17 protein-coding genes are annotated in these 17,654 nt (G+C 64.0%); 8 read left to right on the top strand and 9 right to left on the bottom strand.

Translation table 11 applies throughout. The features are described from left to right. Positions 1-38: 38 nt before the first annotated feature. The 3 genes from gyrA to CK489_RS27475 all read right to left on the bottom strand — a co-directional run bounded on the left by gyrA (position 39) and on the right by CK489_RS27475 (position 4,123). Entirely contained in the window at positions 39-2,768 is a 2,730-nt protein-coding gene (gene gyrA, locus CK489_RS27485) for a DNA gyrase subunit A (RefSeq protein ID WP_050630577.1), read from the bottom strand. A 212-nt stretch (positions 2,769-2,980) separates the two neighbouring features. Then, entirely contained in the window at positions 2,981-3,379 is a 399-nt protein-coding gene (locus tag CK489_RS27480) for a DUF2306 domain-containing protein (protein ID WP_095734678.1), read from the bottom strand. A gap of 252 nt (positions 3,380-3,631) precedes the next feature. Then, positions 3,632-4,123, bottom strand: a complete 492-nt coding sequence (locus CK489_RS27475; protein WP_021081257.1) for a single-stranded DNA-binding protein — start codon at positions 4,121-4,123, stop codon at positions 3,632-3,634. A 448-nt stretch (positions 4,124-4,571) separates the two neighbouring features. On the opposite strand from CK489_RS27475, the gene CK489_RS27470 reads away from it, so the two are divergent. From CK489_RS27470 to CK489_RS42945, 5 genes are all read left to right on the top strand, one after another. Beyond that, on the top strand, positions 4,572-5,315 hold the full coding sequence (locus CK489_RS27470; RefSeq protein ID WP_095734677.1) for an outer membrane protein: 744 nt from the start codon (positions 4,572-4,574) through the stop codon (positions 5,313-5,315). 420 nt (positions 5,316-5,735) lie between these two features. Then, positions 5,736-6,395, top strand: coding sequence for an outer membrane protein (locus CK489_RS27465; protein ID WP_095734676.1), 660 nt, complete (start codon positions 5,736-5,738; stop codon positions 6,393-6,395). Positions 6,396-6,724: 329 nt separating this feature from the next. Further along, positions 6,725-9,700: an excinuclease ABC subunit UvrA gene (uvrA, locus tag CK489_RS27460; RefSeq protein WP_095734675.1), complete on the top strand. Its 2,976-nt coding sequence runs from the start codon at positions 6,725-6,727 to the stop codon at positions 9,698-9,700. A gap of 2 nt (positions 9,701-9,702) precedes the next feature. Then, positions 9,703-10,239: an AlbA family DNA-binding domain-containing protein gene (locus tag CK489_RS27455; RefSeq protein WP_095734467.1), complete on the top strand. Its 537-nt coding sequence runs from the start codon at positions 9,703-9,705 to the stop codon at positions 10,237-10,239. A 220-nt stretch (positions 10,240-10,459) separates the two neighbouring features. Continuing rightward, positions 10,460-11,182: a cytochrome c oxidase assembly factor Coa1 family protein gene (locus tag CK489_RS42945; RefSeq protein WP_095734466.1), complete on the top strand. Its 723-nt coding sequence runs from the start codon at positions 10,460-10,462 to the stop codon at positions 11,180-11,182. Between the two features lie 138 nt (positions 11,183-11,320). Here the strand turns inward: CK489_RS42945 and CK489_RS27445 are convergent, their stop codons facing one another. Beyond that, a complete protein-coding gene (locus CK489_RS27445; RefSeq protein WP_050630574.1) occupies positions 11,321-11,689 on the bottom strand; it encodes a VOC family protein in 369 nt (122 codons plus the stop codon). Between the two features lie 129 nt (positions 11,690-11,818). Then, positions 11,819-12,151: a PRC-barrel domain-containing protein gene (locus CK489_RS27440; protein ID WP_050630586.1), complete on the bottom strand. Its 333-nt coding sequence runs from the start codon at positions 12,149-12,151 to the stop codon at positions 11,819-11,821. Positions 12,152-12,369: 218 nt separating this feature from the next. On the opposite strand from CK489_RS27440, the gene CK489_RS27435 reads away from it, so the two are divergent. Both CK489_RS27435 and CK489_RS27430 read left to right on the top strand, forming a co-directional pair. Next, entirely contained in the window at positions 12,370-12,933 is a 564-nt protein-coding gene (locus tag CK489_RS27435) for a hemerythrin domain-containing protein (protein ID WP_095734465.1), read from the top strand. Between the two features lie 158 nt (positions 12,934-13,091). Beyond that, on the top strand, positions 13,092-13,493 hold the full coding sequence (locus CK489_RS27430) for a c-type cytochrome (RefSeq protein WP_245350512.1): 402 nt from the start codon (positions 13,092-13,094) through the stop codon (positions 13,491-13,493). Between the two features lie 254 nt (positions 13,494-13,747). Here the strand turns inward: CK489_RS27430 and CK489_RS27425 are convergent, their stop codons facing one another. The 3 genes from CK489_RS27425 to CK489_RS27415 form a co-directional block, all read right to left on the bottom strand. Then, positions 13,748-14,686 carry a YVTN family beta-propeller repeat protein gene (locus CK489_RS27425; protein WP_095734464.1) on the bottom strand — a complete coding sequence of 313 codons (939 nt, stop codon included), beginning with the start codon at positions 14,684-14,686 and terminating at the stop codon, positions 13,748-13,750. A gap of 2 nt (positions 14,687-14,688) precedes the next feature. Then, entirely contained in the window at positions 14,689-15,228 is a 540-nt protein-coding gene (locus CK489_RS27420) for an SRPBCC family protein (protein ID WP_095734463.1), read from the bottom strand. Positions 15,229-15,361: 133 nt separating this feature from the next. After that, complete coding sequence (locus CK489_RS27415) at positions 15,362-16,126, bottom strand: AAA family ATPase (protein WP_095734462.1); 765 nt, start codon at positions 16,124-16,126, stop codon at positions 15,362-15,364. An 82-nt stretch (positions 16,127-16,208) separates the two neighbouring features. Here CK489_RS27415 and CK489_RS27410 point away from each other — a divergent pair, with 82 nt between their 5' ends. Further along, the gene (locus CK489_RS27410; protein WP_095734461.1) at positions 16,209-16,532 is read left to right on the top strand and encodes a hypothetical protein; all 324 of its coding nucleotides are present in this window, start codon (positions 16,209-16,211) and stop codon (positions 16,530-16,532) included. A 243-nt stretch (positions 16,533-16,775) separates the two neighbouring features. Here CK489_RS27410 and CK489_RS27405 read toward each other — a convergent pair whose 3' ends face one another. Beyond that, complete coding sequence (locus CK489_RS27405; protein ID WP_095734460.1) at positions 16,776-17,651, bottom strand: PCC domain-containing protein; 876 nt, start codon at positions 17,649-17,651, stop codon at positions 16,776-16,778. Positions 17,652-17,654 lie beyond the last annotated feature (3 nt).

Genomic DNA, 17,654 nt, shown 5'->3' with positions numbered 1-17,654 from the left:
GAGCTGCGGACCACCAACCGAGGTGGTCCGCGCGTCCGCTAGCCGCCGTTGCCGTTCTCGCCGTTTTCCTCTTCCGGAATGTGCTCGACCGAGACGACGTGCTCGTCCTCGGCGGTGTCGAACACGATGACGCCCTGGGTCGAGCGGCCGGCGACGCGGATGTCGGCCACCGGGCAGCGGATCAGCTGGCCCTTGTCGGTAACCAGCATGATCTGGTCGGCGTCCTCGACCGGGAACGACGCCACCAGATTGCCGTTGCGGTTGTTGACGCTCATCGCGACGATGCCTTTGCCGCCACGGCCGGTGGTTCGGTACTCGTAGGACGAGGTCCGCTTGCCGTAGCCGTTGACGGAAACCGTCAGCACCACCTGCTCGGCCGCCGACAGCTCGGCATAGCGCTCCTGCGACAGCTGGATCGCATCGTTCGCCGTCTCCTCGCCCTCGGTCTCGACCGGCTCTTCGGTCGTGGCCTCGCCGGCCACCGCGCGGCGCATCTTCAGGTAGGCCGAACGCTCGTCCGATGTGGTCTCGACATGGCGCAGGATCGCCAGCGAGATCAGCCTGTCGGCCTCGGCCAGCGCGATGCCGCGCACGCCCATCGAGGTGCGGCCCGTGAAGACGCGGACATCGGGGACCGGGAAGCGGATGCACTGCCCGCCGGCGGCGGTCAGCAGCACGTCGTCGCGTTCGGTGCAGATCTGCACGTCGACGATCGCCTCGCCCTCCCCGAGCTTCATCGCGATGATGCCGGAGCGGCGGACATCGACGAAGTCGGACAGCTTGTTGCGGCGAACGGTGCCGCTTGTCGTCGCAAACATCACGTCGAGATTGCCCCAGGAGGATTCGTCCTCCGGCAGCGGCATGATCGTGGTGATGCGCTCGCCCTGCTCCAGCGGCAGGATGTTGATCAGCGCCTTGCCGCGCGCGTTGGGCGCCGCCATCGGCAGCCGCCAGACTTTCTCCTTGTAGACCTGGCCGCGCGAGGAGAAGAACAGCACCGGCGTGTGCGTGGAGGCGACGAACAGGCGGGAGACGAAATCCTCGTCGCGGGTCTGCATGCCGGCGCGGCCCTTGCCGCCGCGGCGCTGCGCCCGGTAGGTCGACAGCGGCACGCGCTTGACGTAGCCGGCATGCGACACGGTGACGACCATGTCCTCGCGCTGGATCAGGTCCTCGTCCTCGACCTCGCCTTCCTGCTCGATGATCTGGGTCTTGCGCGGTGTCGCGAACTGCTGCTTCACCTCGGCGAGCTCGGTCTTGACGATGCCCTGCACCCGCGCACGCGAGCGCAGGATGTCGAGATAGTCGGCGATCTCGGCCGCGAGCTTGTCGAGCTCTTCGGAAATCTCGTCGCGCCCGAGCGCGGTCAGGCGCTGCAGCCGCAGATCGAGGATGGCCCTCGCCTGCTCCATCGACAGCCGCAGCGTGCCGTCCTCGTTGATCCGGTGCCGGGGATCGTCGATCAGCGTGATCATCGCCTCGACGTCCCGCGCCGGCCAGTCGCGCGACATCAGGGTGTCGCGCGCGGTGTTCGGATCGGGCGAGGTCCGGATCACCCGGATCATCTCGTCGATATTGGCAACCGCGATGGCAAGGCCGACCAGGATATGGGCGCGGTCGCGCGCCTTGCCGAGCAGGAACTTGGTCCGGCGGGTCACCACCTGTTCGCGGAACGCGACGAAGATGGTGAGCAGATCCTTCAGCGTCATCGTCTGCGGACGACCGGAATCCAGCGCCAGCATGTTGGCGGGGAAGTTGGTCTGCAGCGGCGTGAACCGGTAGAGCTGGTTCAGCACGACGTCAGGCACCGCCTCGCGCTTCAGCTCGATCACGACGCGATAGCCGTCGCGGTCGGACTCGTCACGGAGATCGCCGATGCCCTCGATCTTCTTCTCCTTCACGAGGTCGGCGATGCGCTCGACCATCGTGGCCTTGTTCACCTGATAGGGAATCTCGGTGATGATGATCGCTTCGCGATCCTTGCGGATGGTGTCGATCGTCACCTTGCCGCGCATCACGATCGAGCCGCGGCCGAGATGATAGGCCGAGCGGATGCCCTGGCGGCCCAGGATGATGCCGCCGGTCGGGAAATCCGGGCCCGGGATGATGTCGATCAGTTCGTCGATCGAGAGCGCCGGGTTGTCGATCAGCGCCACGCAGGCGTCGACGACCTCGCCGAGATTGTGCGGCGGGATATTGGTCGCCATGCCGACGGCGATGCCGCCGGCGCCGTTGACCAGGAGGTTCGGGAACCGGGCCGGCAGGACCGACGGCTCCTGCTCGGAATTGTCGTAGTTCGGCTGGAAATCGACGGTTTCCATGTCGATGTCGGCCAGAACGGCGAGCGCCGCCTTGGTCAGCCGCGCTTCGGTATATCGGTAGGCCGCCGGCGGATCGCCATCGATCGAGCCGAAATTGCCCTGGCCGTCGATCAGCGGCACGCGCAGCGAGAAGTCCTGCGCCATGCGGACCATCGCGTCGTAAATCGACTGGTCGCCATGGGGATGGTATTTACCGATCACGTCACCGACGACGCGGGCGGATTTGACGTATTTCTTGTCCGGCGTGTGCCCCTGCTCATGCATCGAATACAGGATGCGCCGGTGCACCGGCTTGAGCCCGTCGCGCGCATCGGGCAGCGCACGCGACACGATCACGCTCATCGCGTAATCGAGGTAGGACTTCTTCATCTCGTCGAGAATGGAAACGGGACGAATGTCAGAGGGCACCGGCGGCTCGCCGGGCTTGTCATCTTCGTTATCGGACAAAGGGGAAATCCGGTCAGTTTTACTCGGGAATCATATAGCCCATCGGGGGTCTGATAACCACCCCAGCGCGGTCCCGGCAAGCCGTTTTTCCCTTCGTTTTTTCATGCACTTACCAGCCGCATTGCAGACTTGCCGCGGGCCAGCTTCGCGCCGCGATCGCAGGCTGGCCAGGACCGGATGGAACCGGCCTCGCGACGCCCTCAATCGCCCAATCAGTGGCCGAAAATCACGGCGTGCATGATCCGCCCAGGCATCAAGGTGAACAGCCCGGCAATGACCAGCGCGCCGAAGAAAATGCCGATCATCGTGAACTTGTGGCTGCGGGCATTGTGGCTCCGCGCAGCCGTCACGCCGAGCACCAGCATGGCCAGCGAGAAGATTGACAGCAGGTGGATCGGGCTCCACGGCCCGACCAAGCGGATCTGATGGATCCAGAACGAGCTCCCGGCGACCACCAGCATCAGGATCACCCAGATCCAGCCCAGCGTCCGGTGCGGCAGCGTGCCCTTGGGTGCGGCGAGTTGGATGGAGCCGAGCACGAAGGCGGCCATCGCGGCGAAGGCGTGGAGCGGGATCGCAGGCGCGGCGTCGAGCAGTGGCGCGAGGCTCATGGTGGCGGCCCTCGGGTGAAGCGCGCGGCCAGTCATCACCCGCCGCAGGCCAATGTAAATATCATTTACATCAGCCTGTGTCAAAGTCAGGGGAACTTGCGTCAGCCGGCCCCAGAAATTGAATACTGGACAACCAACTCTGCAGTTATCCTCATAATCCACATCAGGATCATGCCACCGTGCATCACACCGCCGCCCCCGGAAATGAATCTTCACGGAGCGACAGCATGAGCTCGGTCAAGCGACCTTCGATCAGAACGGGATATCGTCGTCCATGTCGCTGTTACGGCTGCCGCCGCCGGCGGCCACCGCGCGCCGCGGCGCCGAGCTGACCGGACCGGACGAGCCGAAGTCGCTGCCGCCGTCATCGGAGAAGCTGCCGCCTCCACCGCCCCGCCCGTCGAGCATGGTCAGGTTGGAGTTGAAGCCCTGCAGCACGACCTCGGTCGAGTACTTCTCGACGCCGGACTGGTCGGTCCATTTGCGGGTCTGCAGCTGACCCTCGATGTACACCTTGGCGCCCTTCTTCAGATACTGCTCGGCGACCTTGCAGAGGCCCTCGTTGAAGATCACGACGCGGTGCCACTCGGTCTTTTCCTTGCGCTCGCCGGTGCCCTTGTCGCGCCAGGTCTCCGAGGTGGCGATGGACAGGTTTGCGATCGGACGGCCGTCCTGCGTCCGCCGGATTTCCGGATCCTTGCCGAGGTTTCCCACCAGGATCACCTTGTTCACGCTTCCTGCCATCGCATCATCTCCACTCAAAAACCGGGCGTCCGGACATCGGCCGCCACTCTCAACCTTCGCCACTTACATCGCAGGCGTCGTGGATGACCCTATACGCCGGTGCCGGCTCGCCGCCTTTGCCCTCGCGCGGTTATCCACGATATTCGAGATATAGCATCGCAGCCGATCATGTTCCAGTTTTGTTCGCCACAACCTGCCGTAGCAGCGGCGAATGGTGATGGAACGGCGGCCGATTTCGATCCCGGCCGCTCGCGGGTTCGATCGCTCGTTAAAAATACAAGATAAATCAATCGCTTGCCTCAACTCCACTTCTTCCGCGAGTGTGGCTTTTGGGAGACGGCGCTTCCGGTTGAATCAGCGTATAGCTACCACCCATGACGCGGGCGCTCGCGTCTGAGATCGGCTTCGGGACAAGTTGGAAGCCGATCGGGGAGCTGGGAGATTGATGATGAAGAAGTTTTTGCTCGGTACGGTTGCCCTGATTGCGTTCGCCGCGCCTGCCGCTGCCGCCGACCTCGCGGCGCGCCCCTACACCAAGGCGCCGCCGATGATCGCCGCCGTCTATGACTGGAGCGGCTTCTACATCGGCGCCAACGGCGGCTGGGGCTCGAGCCACAATTGCTGGGACCAGGTCCCGGGCGGCCTCTTCATCGGATCGGATGGTTGCCATGACGCGACCGGCGGCGTCGCCGGTGGCCAGATCGGCTATCGCTGGCAGGCCGGCGCCTGGGTATTCGGCCTCGAAGCGCAGGGCGACTGGGCTGACCTGAAGGGCAGCAACGGCAGCCTGGTGTTCCCTGGCCTCTTCACCAACCAGAGCAAGATCGACGCCTTCGGCCTGTTCACCGGCCAGGTCGGCTACGCCATCAACAACGTGCTGCTCTACGCCAAGGGCGGTGCGGCGCTGACCGACAACCGCTTCAACACCTACTTCACGCCGACCGGCGTGCTCGCCGGCAGCGCCAGCGACACCCGTTGGGGCGGCACCATCGGCGCCGGCATCGAAGTCGGCTTCGCGCCGAACTGGACCGCCGGTGTCGAGTACGACCACCTGTTCATGCAGGACAAGACCTACAACCTCACCACCCCCGCCGGCGCGCTGTTCAGCAGCATCCGCGACCGCCAGGACGTCGACCTCGTCACCGTCCGCGTGAACTACAAGTGGGGTGGCCCGGTGGTTGCGCGGTACTGATCGCGCGATCCGGTTTGATCCAGACCAAAGGCCGGCCTCGCGCCGGCCTTTTTGTTTGCCTCGCCTTGTTTGCCTCGCCTTGTTTGCCTCGTCGGGTTTGAATTGCCGGGCCGGCCTGCGTGCAGCCGGCGGATCAATTACCACTTCAACTCGCCAAGCCCGGTGGTGTCAGCGAGATACTGAACTACCTGCGGCCGCGCGCCGCACCTGTGCAGCGAACACAGGAGCCGGCCGTGTGTCGGCGCTTTCGTTGCGGGCAAGCGCACGGCTCGCATGGGCCGTTTTCCGTGCATTGTGGTTTCACGGATACACAACTTCCAAGATTTCTATGTAGAAACACGTGAGCGTCGCACGACACTGCTGTGACGTTCCCTTCAATGTTTGAAGGGACAACAAGAAAATGGGACTGGGACTTTGAAAATCAGGAATGTTTTGCTGGCCTCGGCCGGCATGTTTGCTCTGAGCGCTCTTGCACCGGCCATGGCCGCTGATATGGCGGCACGCGCGCCCTACGTGAAGGCTCCGCCGCCAGTCGCGATCTACAACTGGACCGGCTTCTACATCGGCGGCTTCGGCGGCTACGCCAGCGAAGATTCCGGCAATCCGAAGATGGAAGGCGGCTTCGCCGGCGGCACCATCGGCTACAACTGGCAGGCCGGCAACATCGTGTACGGCATCGAGGCCGACGGCGGCTGGGCTGACGTCAACGCCTCCGCCTCAGCGTTCGGCATCACTGCGACGAGCAAGATCGACGCGCTCGGCACCGCCCGCGGCCGCATCGGCTTCGCGGTCGACAAGGTGCTGTTCTACGGCACCGGCGGCTACGCCTGGGTCGACAACAAGCTCACCCTCAGCGCGGGCGGCGTGAGCGCCTCGCAGAGCAACTTCCACTCCGGCTGGACCGTCGGCGCCGGCATCGAGGCGTTCATCGCGCCGCAGTGGTCGATCAAGGGCGAGTACCTGTATCGCAGCCTCGGCGGCGAGACCTACTTCGGCGTTCCGTCGGCCGACATCAACCTGCACAGCGTCCAGTTCGGCGTGAACTATCACTTCGGCGGCCCGATCGTCGCGAAGTACTAAGAGAAAGACAGACCACAAAGTCTCGGAAAGGCCGGCCTCGCGCCGGCCTTTTTGCGTCAAAGCGTTTTCGAGCGAAGCCTGTCCCGGATTTGATGCCGGATGGATCCCGGTTCGCGTCAGGAAAACGCGTCAAAACAGAAATCCGGAACCTGCCCTGCTGACGGCTGCTGCCATCAGGCAAACTATCCGTTGATGGACGCCATTCAGCACTGGAAATTGTCGACCGTTCTTCCTACGTTCCAGTCTTCACACCCCATCGGCGCAAGCTCCCGGCATCACCGGCGATGCGCGCCCAAAAGGCGCCCAAGCATGCGCCCGGAACCGTCGCAATGGATGAAGTGCTCAAGGCGAAGCGCCAAAACAACGCCGGCTCCTCATCGCGCGCCATCACGATCCGCGGCGCGCGCGAACACAATCTGAAGAACATCGACGTCGAGATTCCGCGCGACAAGCTCGTGGTGTTCACCGGCCTGTCCGGCTCCGGCAAGTCCTCGCTCGCATTCGACACCATCTATGCCGAGGGCCAGCGCCGCTACGTCGAGTCGCTGTCGGCCTATGCGCGGCAATTTCTGGAGATGATGCAGAAGCCCGACGTCGACCAGATCGACGGGCTGTCGCCGGCGATCTCGATCGAGCAGAAGACGACGTCGAAGAATCCGCGCTCCACCGTCGGCACCGTCACCGAGATCTACGACTACATGCGCCTGTTGTGGGCGCGGGTCGGCGTGCCCTATTCGCCGGCGACCGGCCTGCCGATCGAGAGCCAGATCGTCTCGCAGATGGTCGACCGCGTGCTGGCGCTGCCCGAAGGCACCCGCCTCTATCTGCTGGCGCCGGTCGTGCGCGGCCGCAAGGGCGAGTACAAGAAGGAGCTCGCCGAATACCTCAAGAAGGGCTTTCAGCGCGTCAAGATCGACGGCACCTTCCATGAGCTGTCGGAGGCCCCCAGCCTCGACAAGAAATTCCCGCACGACATCGACGTCGTGGTCGACCGCATCGTGGTGCGCCCCGACCTCGCCCAGCGCCTCGCCGAAAGCTTCGAGACCGCGCTGAAGCTCGCCGAGGGCCTCGCGGTGATCGAGTATGCGGACGCGCCCGCCGCGGCCGCGACCGAGGACAAGAAGAAGACGGCAAAGATCCACGACAAGAGCGGCCCCGAGCGCATCCTGTTCTCGGAGAAGTTCGCCTGCCCCGTGTCCGGCTTCACGATCCCGGAGATCGAGCCGCGCCTGTTCTCGTTCAACAATCCCTATGGCGCGTGCCCGGCCTGCGGCGGCCTCGGCGTCGAGCAGCATATCGACGAGGACCTGGTCATCCCCGACAAGGAGCTGACCCTGCGCAAGGGCGCGATCGCTCCCTGGGCGAAGTCGTCCTCGCCCTATTACATCCAGACCCTGACCGCGCTCGGCAAGCACTACAAGTTCACGCTCGACACCAAGTGGAAGGACCTGACCAAGAAGGTCCAGAACGCGCTGCTGCACGGCTCCGGCGACGACGAGATCAAGTTCTCCTATGAGGACGGCGTCCGCTCCTACGACACCAAGAAGCCGTTCGAGGGCGTCATCACCAACATCAACCGCCGCTACCGCGAGACCGAGAGCGAGTGGGCGCGCGAGGAGCTCGGCAAGTATTTCTCCGACGTACCCTGCGAAGGCTGCCACGGCCACCGGCTGAAGCCGGAGGCGCTGTGCGTCAAGATCGGCGGCAAGCATATCGGCGAGATCTCGGAGCTCTCGGTGAAGCGCGCCGGCGAGTGGTTCGAGACGGTGCCGGAGGCGCTGAATGCGCAGCAGAACGAGATCGCGGCGCGCATCCTCAAGGAGATCCGCGAGCGCCTGACCTTCCTGCTCGACGTCGGCCTGAACTATCTGACGCTGTCGCGCTCCTCGGGCACGCTGTCCGGCGGCGAGAGCCAGCGCATCCGCCTCGCCTCGCAGATCGGCTCCGGACTGACCGGCGTGCTTTATGTGCTGGACGAGCCGTCGATCGGCCTGCATCAGCGCGACAATGCCCGCCTGCTCGACACGCTGAAGCGTCTCCGCGACCTCGGCAACACCGTAGTCGTGGTCGAGCATGACGAGGACGCCATCCGCCTTGCCGACTATGTGCTCGACATCGGGCCCGGCGCCGGCATGCATGGCGGCCACATCGTCGCCGAAGGCACGCCCGACCAGATCATGCGCAACCCGAAATCGCTGACCGGCAAATACCTCACCGGCGAGCTTTCGGTGCCCGTGCCCGACCGGCGGCCGCCGAACCATCGGCGCACCATCAAGGTCATCAACGCCCGCGGCAACAATCTGAAGAACGTCTCGGCCGAGATCCCGCTCGGCTTGTTCACCTGCGTCACCGGCGTCTCCGGCGGCGGCAAGTCGACCTTGCTGATCGACACACTCTACAAGTCGATCGCGCGCAAGCTGAACAACGCCAGCGAAGGCGCCGCGCCGCACGACCGCATCGAGGGCCTCGAGCACATCGACAAGATCATCGACATCGACCAGTCGCCGATCGGCCGCACCCCGCGCTCCAACCCGGCGACCTACACCGGCGCCTTCACGCCGATCCGCGAATGGTTCGCCGGCCTGCCGGAAGCCAAGGCACGCGGCTACGAGCCCGGGCGCTTCTCCTTCAACGTCAAGGGCGGCCGCTGCGAGGCCTGTCAGGGCGACGGCGTCATCAAGATCGAGATGCACTTCCTGCCCGACGTCTACGTCACCTGCGACACCTGCAAGGGCAAGCGCTACAACCGCGAGACGCTGGAGGTGCTGTTCAAGGGCAAGAGCATCGCCGACGTGCTCGACATGACCGTCGAGGAAGCCGCCGAGTTCTTCAAGGCGGTGCCGCGCGTGCGCGAGACCTTCCAGACCCTGCACCGGGTCGGCCTCGACTACATCCATGTCGGCCAGCAGGCCACCACGCTGTCCGGTGGCGAAGCCCAGCGCGTCAAACTGGCGAAGGAGCTATCCAAGCGCGCCACCGGCCGCACGCTGTACATCCTGGACGAGCCGACCACCGGCCTGCACTTCCACGACGTCGCCAAGCTGCTCGAGGTGCTGCATGAGCTGGTCGCCCAGGGCAACACGGTTGTGGTGATCGAGCACAATCTCGAAGTCATCAAGACCGCCGACTGGGTGATCGACCTCGGCCCCGAAGGCGGCGACGGCGGCGGCGAGATCGTCGCCTGGGGACCGCCGGAGGACATCGTCAAGGCGCCGAGGAGCTATACCGGCAAGTTTTTGGCACCGGTGCTGAAGAAGGCGAACAGCAAGCCGCGGAAGAGCTCAGCGAGCGAGGCGGCGGAGTAGTCGTGGCAATTGAAATAACTTCGATCTCAACTGCACAGTTCGCTGATCTGTTGGATCGTGGTGAAGGGCATTTCCTTGACTTTAAGGCGAAAGAGGTCTCTCCGGCAAAACTGACGAAATCTCTCTCAGCTTTTGCGAATGCGGACGGTGGCGAACTCTTCATTGGGGTGCTGAATAGCGGGGCATTCGCGGCAAAACGCTGGTCGGGATTTTCAGATGCGGAGGCCGCCAACGGGCACATCCAAGCCTTCGAACAGTTCTTCCCACTTGGGACTTACTTCAAGTACCAATTTCTGAAATGCGAAGGCCTACCCGGACTCGTACTCCACTGTGAAGTTCTGAAAACGCCCGACATTCGCGCCGCGAGTGACGGCGTCATGTATCTTCGGAGAGGCGCACAAAATCTGCCACAGACTACTGAGGGGCAGATACCGAGGCTCAAATTCAATAAGGGGATAAGCGAAGCGACATCCAGGACTGTCGGCGGGACACGTTGGCCGCTCCCGCATGGTGGGTGCTCAGCACGCCGCCGGTCTTGATGATGGGCGTACGCCACCGCTCCTTGTGTTTGGCAAATAGTATACGCCGGTCATTCCGAAGAGCCAACGAAGCAAGTAGCCCGGATGAGCGAAGCGACATCTGGGGAGCAAAATGCGATGGACCGCCAACGAGCGGCAATCCTTGATTACGCTCAATCTAAGGTTACTCTTCCTATAGTTTGGCGCCACCTAGGGCGTCGCTTTGAGACGAGATGCGAAGATGAGTGGACCACGTGTTCCACCTCTCGATCCGAGAGTGGTCCCGCCAGAAATCGACCGCTGGAATTGGGGCGCATTCTTGCTCTCTTGGATATGGGGTGTTGGAAATAACACCTTTATTGCATTCCTAACGTTCGTTCCTTTTGTGGGCGTGGTCATGAGCTTCATGCTCGGGTTCAAAGGGAGCCAATGGGCGTGGCGCAACAAACGATGGGATAGCGTCGAGCATTTCAAGCGCGTGCAACGTTCGTGGGCAAGGTGGGGCGCAGTTCTCTGGATTGGCTCAATAGTGCTAGTCGGCAGTGCCTTGGGCTGGAGCCTCTATTCCCTCGGGCATTCTAAACCTTACGAGCTGGGCGCATTCGAACTACGGTTAAGCGCTAGAGCAGTCGATATCCTCGGCCAACCGATATCCACCGGCTTCCCTGTCGGTTCAATCTCGATCCCTAGTGCAGAGGGTCGCGCTATTCTCAGCTTCTCAGCGACGGGACCAAAGGCCAATGGGCGTGTTTTTCTCGAGGCACTCCAAAAAAGCGGAGTGTGGTCCTTGAGTCGACTCACACTTAAGGTCAACGGACGTGACGGCGTATTAGATCTCCTGGTCGTGCCAATGAGCGGTAAAAATGCGTTGGACCGCGCTCGGCCGGGGGCAGGTGTAAAGTGCGGAGGGTCCTTCTTCCCCGGAGGGCTTGGGGCCGTTCCAGGGATCAATTGCGACAAATAGCAACTAGCCCGCATGAGCGAAGCGATATGCGGGGTTTATCAGCCGGACACGCCGACTGGTCCCGCATGTCGCGAAGCACGCCATCGGGCGCGCGTTCGCCCAACCCGTTGGCTTTTACGGGCGACAACGATCGCTCCTTCACGTGCCCCGGTAGGTGGCGATTTGCCAGATGTTTGCCCAGGCATCCCGGACCATCGCGCGTCTGTCGCCATAGGGCGTATCCGCAGGAGTTTCGATCGATTCAGCGCCTGCAGCGATCGCACGCCGATAGGTCTCGTCCGTGTTCTCAACATAGACGTAGAGGAAGGCCGGCATGGCGTCACGCACGCTTCCGCCGTCGCTGATCAGGATGATCGAGTCTCCGATGCGGACTTCTGTTGGCGCGCCGGACCGGACTTCGCCTTCGGCACCGAAAACATCTCGCAGGAATCCAGCGAGCCCGATGAGGTCACGCGTGACAATTCTCGGGATGACGGAAGGCCAGCCGACGGGTTTGTATTGGGTCATGTGCCTGACTTTGACTCAGTAGGTAGCCCGCATGAGCGAAGCGATATGCGGGTCTATCGGCCGGACAGCTTCACTGCTCCCGCATGTCGCTTCGCTCATGCGGGCTACAACACCGCCCTCGCCTCCGCGCTACACCGCCCAATAGTTCGGGTGCGTATACGACTGCGAGCGGTCGCCCCAGTCGAATTCGTCGCCGTCGAATTCGGACGGCCCTGCGCGCAGATCCTCCAGCGTCACCTCGGCCTCGAACGCCTGCCGCGCCGGATCGAAGTGCAGTGCGGTCCATCTGACGGGATAGTGGTGGTGGCTGCTCAGCACGCCGCCGGTCTTGATGATGGCGTAGGCCACCGTTCCGCTCACCTTGTCGAGCATCAGCCGCTCGATCGAACCGAGTTTTGAACCGTCGCGCCCGAAGACGCAGACATGCTCGACCCGGTCACTGGGCACCAAGGTATGATGCATGGCATCCTCCCTGTTTTCCTCGTATTTGCCGCGGATCATACGCCCCTCGGCCTGTTGAGCCAACCGGCAAACCCCACCGCGGTGACCGGCTCGGGCGCATTCAGGCAGTGCTTTGCGTGAACCATCGAGCAGATTCGGGCTGCGCCTTGATCCAGCGCAAAGTTCGCGACGGTCTTTTCGTCTATTGATTAATCTAGTCTCCTGCCTGGATCAGCGCCATGATCATCGACATTCTGTCCCGGGAACACCGCAACATCGAGCGACTGCTCAACGTTCTCGAGCATGAGCTGGATATTTTCGATCACGCCGGCCGGCCGGACTACGAAGTGATCGGCAGCATCATCGCCTATTTCGAGGTCTACACCGAGCTCTACCATCATCGCCAGGAAGATCTGATCTTCGCCAAGCTCAGGCTTCGCGATCCCGCGGCCGCGGCGAAAATGGGCGATCTCGCGCGCGAGCATCAGAAGGGCTCCGATCGCCTGCACCGCGTCGCCCATGCGGTGGCCAATGTGCGCGCGGGCGGCGAGATTCCGCGCGAGAACGTCGACGCGGTCATCCGCGATTTCCTGGCGCACGAGCGGCGGCACATCATGATGGAAGACCGCGATTTCTTCCCCGCCGCGGTCAAGGCATTGACGCCGCAGGATTGGGCCGACATCGGAGCCACCCTCTCACCGCACAAGGACCCGTTGTTCAGCGATGCGACCGAGGCGCGGTTCGATGTGCTGCGCGCCCATATCATGGAGCTCGAGAAGGAGGCTGAAGCCGAGCGGCATTAGAGAGAACCGGAAAAGTCGAAATCGGTTCTCCCGCGCGACAAACGCGGAACGCGTTCGCGCGAAGATCAATGCTCAAACCGGGAAGTTGGATCGACCCGACATCCCGCCACCCGACATCCCACCAATTGCAATCCAAACTGTTTCCGGAGAAATTCATCATGGGGACGAAATTCGCCGTGGCCTGCGCCGTCGGCAGCATGACCCTCGCCACCGCCCTGCTCGCGACATCGGCTGCACCCGCCTGGGCGCTCGATGGTGACCCGATCGCGGGCCAGGCCATCTTCCAGCGCATTTGCCAGAACTGCCATTCGATCGACGTCGGCGTGAACAAGGTCGGCCCGAGCCTGTGGCACGTCGTCGGCCGCCAGCCGGCGTCGGTCCAGGGGTTTGACTATTCAGACGCGATGCGCGGCAACAAGACGCCTTGGGACGTGACGGCGCTGGATTCCTATCTCGCCGACCCCCGCGGCGACGTCCACGGCGTGAAGATGTTCTTCAAGGGGCTCGGCGACGCCCGCGACCGCGCCGACGTCATCGCCTATCTGCAAACCAAGCAGTGAGTCTCGATATCGGGAGGCGGCTGGCAACTCGCCCGGATGCGCGAAGCGATATCCGGGCTGGTCGATCGGACGGATTGACCGCTCCCGCTTGTCGCGAAGCCCTTCCGGCGGGGCGCGCTCGCGTTATTTCGGAATAATAGAAACGTATCGCTGATTTGCCCGACGTGTCAAGCCGCTTGTTGTCCGACTGCCGGCGGCAACCTGCTCCTTTGCATGGGGTTGTTTTCGATATTTTCGGGATGCGTAGCTTTGCCCTACTCCGTCCTCCTCAGGAACGCCCCGAAAGCCCTTGGGCCATCGCCGACCTTGATTTCGCCCGTGACCTTCATCTCGGCGGCATCGATCACGCTGAGCGTGTTGCTCTCCCAGTTCGCGACCACGATGTGCTTGCCGTCGGCGGTCGCCTCGATGCCCTCGGGGTAGTCGCCGACAGTGATCCGCTTCACCGGCTGCAAGGTCGCGAGATCGAACACGCTGACCTTGCCGTCATACTGGTCGGTGACGAAGCCGCGGCCCTGCGCCAGCGCCACCGCATAGGGGCGCAGGCCGACATGGACACGGCCGATTTCGTGCGCGGTCGCGATGTCGATCACCGAGACGTCGTTGGAGCCGACATTGGCGGTGTAGGCGCGCTTGCCCTCGGCATCGACGGTGATGCCGAACGGACGGGTGCCGACCTTCACGATCCCCCGCCGCTCATGCGTTGATGTGTCTGTTATGGAGACGCTGTCGTCGTCGCGGTCGGCCGAGAGCAGCAGCCGCCCGTCCGGCGTCAACGCAAGCCCTGACGGCGATGCGCCGACTGCGAGGCTGGCGACGACCCGCTGCTCCTTCGCGTCGATCACCCGCACCGCCGCCGCGTACCAGTCGGCGACATAGACGGTCGCGCCGTCGGGTGCGACCGCGATGCCGAGCGGCCCGCCGCCGACATCGACCCGGCCGACCACCTTTCGCGCCGACGCGTCGACCACCGTGACCGCCTTGGCGTCCGGGCTCGTCACATAGGCGAAGCAGCCGTCATGGCTGACGGCCACGCCCGCGGGCTTGCCGCCGATCGCGATCGTCGCGAGCGGCTTTGCGGTCGCGAGATCGACCACCGTGAGATCGTCGCTGAGCTGGTTGGTGACGAAGGCCTCTTCGGCGCGCGCACCGCCGAGCCCGGCGAGCAGCGCCAGCAGCGCGACCGCGCGCATGCTCAGCTTCCGCTCTCGATCTTCTTCTTCAGCGCTTCCAGGCCACCCTTGTAGAGCCCGCTCACCGCCTTGACCGCGGCCTCGTCGTTCAGCTCCGGCGGCGGGTCGTTGTTCGGAAAGCCGCGGTAGAACGCGCCGGCCCATTCCAGCTTCGCCTTGCCGCCAGGCGCTGGCGACACCGACAGCGTCGAGGAATAATTGGTGACCGGCAGCACCTTCACGTCGACGGCCGTGATCCGGTACGAATAGCTCATCATCTCGGGCTCGTATTTGTAGAGCTCCTCGTCGATGGTGATGCCGGGCGCCAACGTCAGCCGCCGCGTCGCGCCGATCTCGTTGCCCTTCTCGCCCTCGGTCTTGCTGACGCCGGCGAGCCAGCTCATGTCCTGGAAATTGCCGATCACCGCCCATACCTTCGCCTGCGGCGCGTCGATCTCGATGGATTCCCGCACCTTCTGGCGGGTCGGCCCATGCGCCCACGCGGCCCCCAACACGGCCATCGCCGCCACCACGACGCCAGCCCTTGTGATCGTCCGCCTCATCCTTGTCTCCCCATTTTCCGGTCATCACGCCAGGCGCGTGCCGAAGCTTGTTTCGGTATTCTGGACCATATGGAAAGCGGCTTCTTGCACCAGAGCGAAGTCTGAACTTCGCCGTGGGACAAGCCTCTCCGCCTTACTCCTCGATCGCCGCCTCGACGAACCCCTTCGGGTCGTCGCAGAACTCCCGCATGACCTTGAAGTGATCCGTGTCCTTCAGGCTCACCGGTTCGAGGCCATACTTCGCCAGCCGCAGCAGTGTCGCGTCCGGATAGGCCATCAGGACCGGCGAATGCGTGGCCATGATCACCTGGCAGTGGCCGGTGCCGTTCATCCGGTGCAACAGCTTGAGGAATTCGATCTGCCGCGAGGGCGACAGCGCGGATTCCGGCTCGTCGAAGATGAAGATGCCCTGCCGCTGGCAGCGCTCCTCGAAGAAGCGCAGGAAGCCCTCCCCGTGCGAATGCGACAGGAAGTCCGGCGGCGGCCCGCCGGCGTCCCGCGCTGCTTCGTCCAGATACCTCGCGACCGAGAAGAAGCTCTCGGCGCGGAAGAACCAGCCGTTGGTGATCTTTGGCAGCCAGCTCGCGCGCAGCGCCGACGCAAGCGAGCCGCCCATTTTCTCCAGCGCACGGCCATGGTCGACCGCGCGATACCCCTTGCCGCCGCCGGCATCGTCATAGCCGGCCATCACGGCGATGCCCTCCAGCAGCGTCGACTTGCCGGTGCCGTTCTCGCCGACGATGATGGTGATCGCCTTGTCGAAGCCGAGCTCGAATTCGTCACGCAGCAGCGGCAGCACGAACGGATAGGCATCACGATCGGGAATGCGCTCGGGATCGAGCCAGACGCGCTTCAGATACGGCGCGGGCATGTTGATCGGGCGGTTTCGTCTGGCCATGTGCACGGATCCGGGGAAACAACGGCGGGGCGCCCAGTTTATGATAGGAGCCCTCGGCAATCCTAGATGGTTCGATGTCCCAGTGCCCAGCAAGGCCTACGTCCTCCTCCGCGAGGCAATCCTCACCGAGCAACAGGTCGCCTGCACCTATGACGGCCGGCCGCGCGAGCTGTGCCCGCACATCATCGGCCACAACAAGAGCGGTGAAGAGGTCGTGCTGGCCTGGCAGTTCGCCGGCGCGAGCTCCGGCAAACTGCCGCAATGGCGCTGCCTGCGGCTCGCTCATGTCAGCGACATCAGTCTGCGCGAGGGCCGCTGGCACGAGGGTGGCTCGCATCGCTCCGAACAGACCTGCGTGAGCACGATCGACCTCGACATCAACATCCATGTTCGCAAACGGCGGTGATATCCCCTGCCGCCACGTCGCGAGAATGCGGACCTGTGTCTCACAAGCGACGCCACACCCTCAGTGTCGTCCCGGCGAAGGCCGGGACCCATAACCACAGGGGCGAGATGTCGAAAACAGCTGGTGCCCCAGCGTCGCGCAACCACCACCATTTGGGGTATTGGGTCCCGGCCTTCGCCGGGACGACAGCGGAGGACGCGGCGCGATATCGGCTCCAGCAAATGCCGCAATCGAGGCGACACGCTACGGCCGCTCTGCCTCCTCCAGCACTTCGAGCACGAGCTCCATCGTCATCAGCACCGGATTGTCGCCGCGCACCAGCCGGCCCTCGGCGATGCCGCCGAGATAGTCGACCAGCGCGATGTCGAGCTCGGCGTGCAGCAGGCCGTCTTCGTCGGCCGCGATCTGCCCGGCAGTCACCGCGAGTTCGGTCGCGAACGGCACCACGTTGTGGCCGTCGCTGAAGACCGCGCCGATGGTCGAACCGACCCCGCCATGCAGCCGCGCGCGCAGGATACCGTGGTGGCGGCAGAAGCCTTCCAGGGCGCAGGCGAAATCCTGGTTCGGGCGCAGCCGCAACGCGAAGGCATGGCTGGTGGTCTTCGCACCAGCGGGCGCGCGGGCGACCGGACCGAACAGCTTGAAATTGGTCTCGCTGTCGGGCTCGGCCAGGAAGGTCGCACCGTCGATCCCGAACGCGCTGACCTCGAACGGCTCGGCGACGATGGTCTCGTCGGGGAGCATGTGTCCGCCGTTGAAGCGGCCGTCGGCCTCGGTCCACAATCCGTGGCAATGAAAGAACGGCGCGCCGTCGCGTTCACCGAAGGTCAGCGCCGCGAGCTTGAGCCGCGTCAAGCCGTCAGGGCGAAACGTGTCGCTGTAGAACGCCGCGTTGACGCCGTCCCTGGACAGCGCCGGCATCACATAGGCGAACGGCCCGAGCGCCCCACGCGTCGCGCTCAGCACGCCGCCGGAAAAGCCTTCCGCCGCAAAGCCGCGGCGCACCGCTTCGAGCAAGGGGATGCCGGCCTCGAGCACGAACGAAAAGGCGCGGCCGCGCGCGGCGACCCATTGGATGCGCTCGGGAATGGGAGCGCCGGGCTGGGCTATGCTGCGCATCGC

This window comes from Bradyrhizobium sp. UFLA03-84, from assembly GCF_002289535.1.
Classification (GTDB): domain Bacteria; phylum Pseudomonadota; class Alphaproteobacteria; order Rhizobiales; family Xanthobacteraceae; genus Bradyrhizobium; species Bradyrhizobium viridifuturi.
This window is presented reverse-complemented; position numbering and strand designations above follow the sequence as displayed.

Excerpts from the sequence above, each read along its gene's own strand:
- CK489_RS27480 (WP_095734678.1), bottom strand. The coding sequence starts at position 3,379 with ATGAGCCTCGCGCCACTGCTCGACGCCGCGCCTGCGATCCCGCTCCAC.
- CK489_RS27475 (WP_021081257.1), bottom strand. The coding sequence starts at position 4,123 with ATGGCAGGAAGCGTGAACAAGGTGATCCTGGTGGGAAACCTCGGCAAG.
- CK489_RS27470 (WP_095734677.1), top strand. The coding sequence starts at position 4,572 with ATGAAGAAGTTTTTGCTCGGTACGGTTGCCCTGATTGCGTTCGCCGCG.
- uvrA (WP_095734675.1), top strand. The coding sequence starts at position 6,725 with ATGGATGAAGTGCTCAAGGCGAAGCGCCAAAACAACGCCGGCTCCTCA.
- CK489_RS42945 (WP_095734466.1), top strand. The coding sequence starts at position 10,460 with ATGAGTGGACCACGTGTTCCACCTCTCGATCCGAGAGTGGTCCCGCCA.
- CK489_RS27445 (WP_050630574.1), bottom strand. The coding sequence starts at position 11,689 with ATGACCCAATACAAACCCGTCGGCTGGCCTTCCGTCATCCCGAGAATT.
- CK489_RS27440 (WP_050630586.1), bottom strand. The coding sequence starts at position 12,151 with ATGCATCATACCTTGGTGCCCAGTGACCGGGTCGAGCATGTCTGCGTC.
- CK489_RS27435 (WP_095734465.1), top strand. The coding sequence starts at position 12,370 with ATGATCATCGACATTCTGTCCCGGGAACACCGCAACATCGAGCGACTG.
- CK489_RS27430 (WP_245350512.1), top strand. The coding sequence starts at position 13,092 with ATGGGGACGAAATTCGCCGTGGCCTGCGCCGTCGGCAGCATGACCCTC.
- CK489_RS27425 (WP_095734464.1), bottom strand. The coding sequence starts at position 14,686 with ATGCGCGCGGTCGCGCTGCTGGCGCTGCTCGCCGGGCTCGGCGGTGCG.
- CK489_RS27420 (WP_095734463.1), bottom strand. The coding sequence starts at position 15,228 with ATGAGGCGGACGATCACAAGGGCTGGCGTCGTGGTGGCGGCGATGGCC.
- CK489_RS27415 (WP_095734462.1), bottom strand. The coding sequence starts at position 16,126 with ATGGCCAGACGAAACCGCCCGATCAACATGCCCGCGCCGTATCTGAAG.
- CK489_RS27405 (WP_095734460.1), bottom strand. The coding sequence starts at position 17,651 with ATGCGCAGCATAGCCCAGCCCGGCGCTCCCATTCCCGAGCGCATCCAA.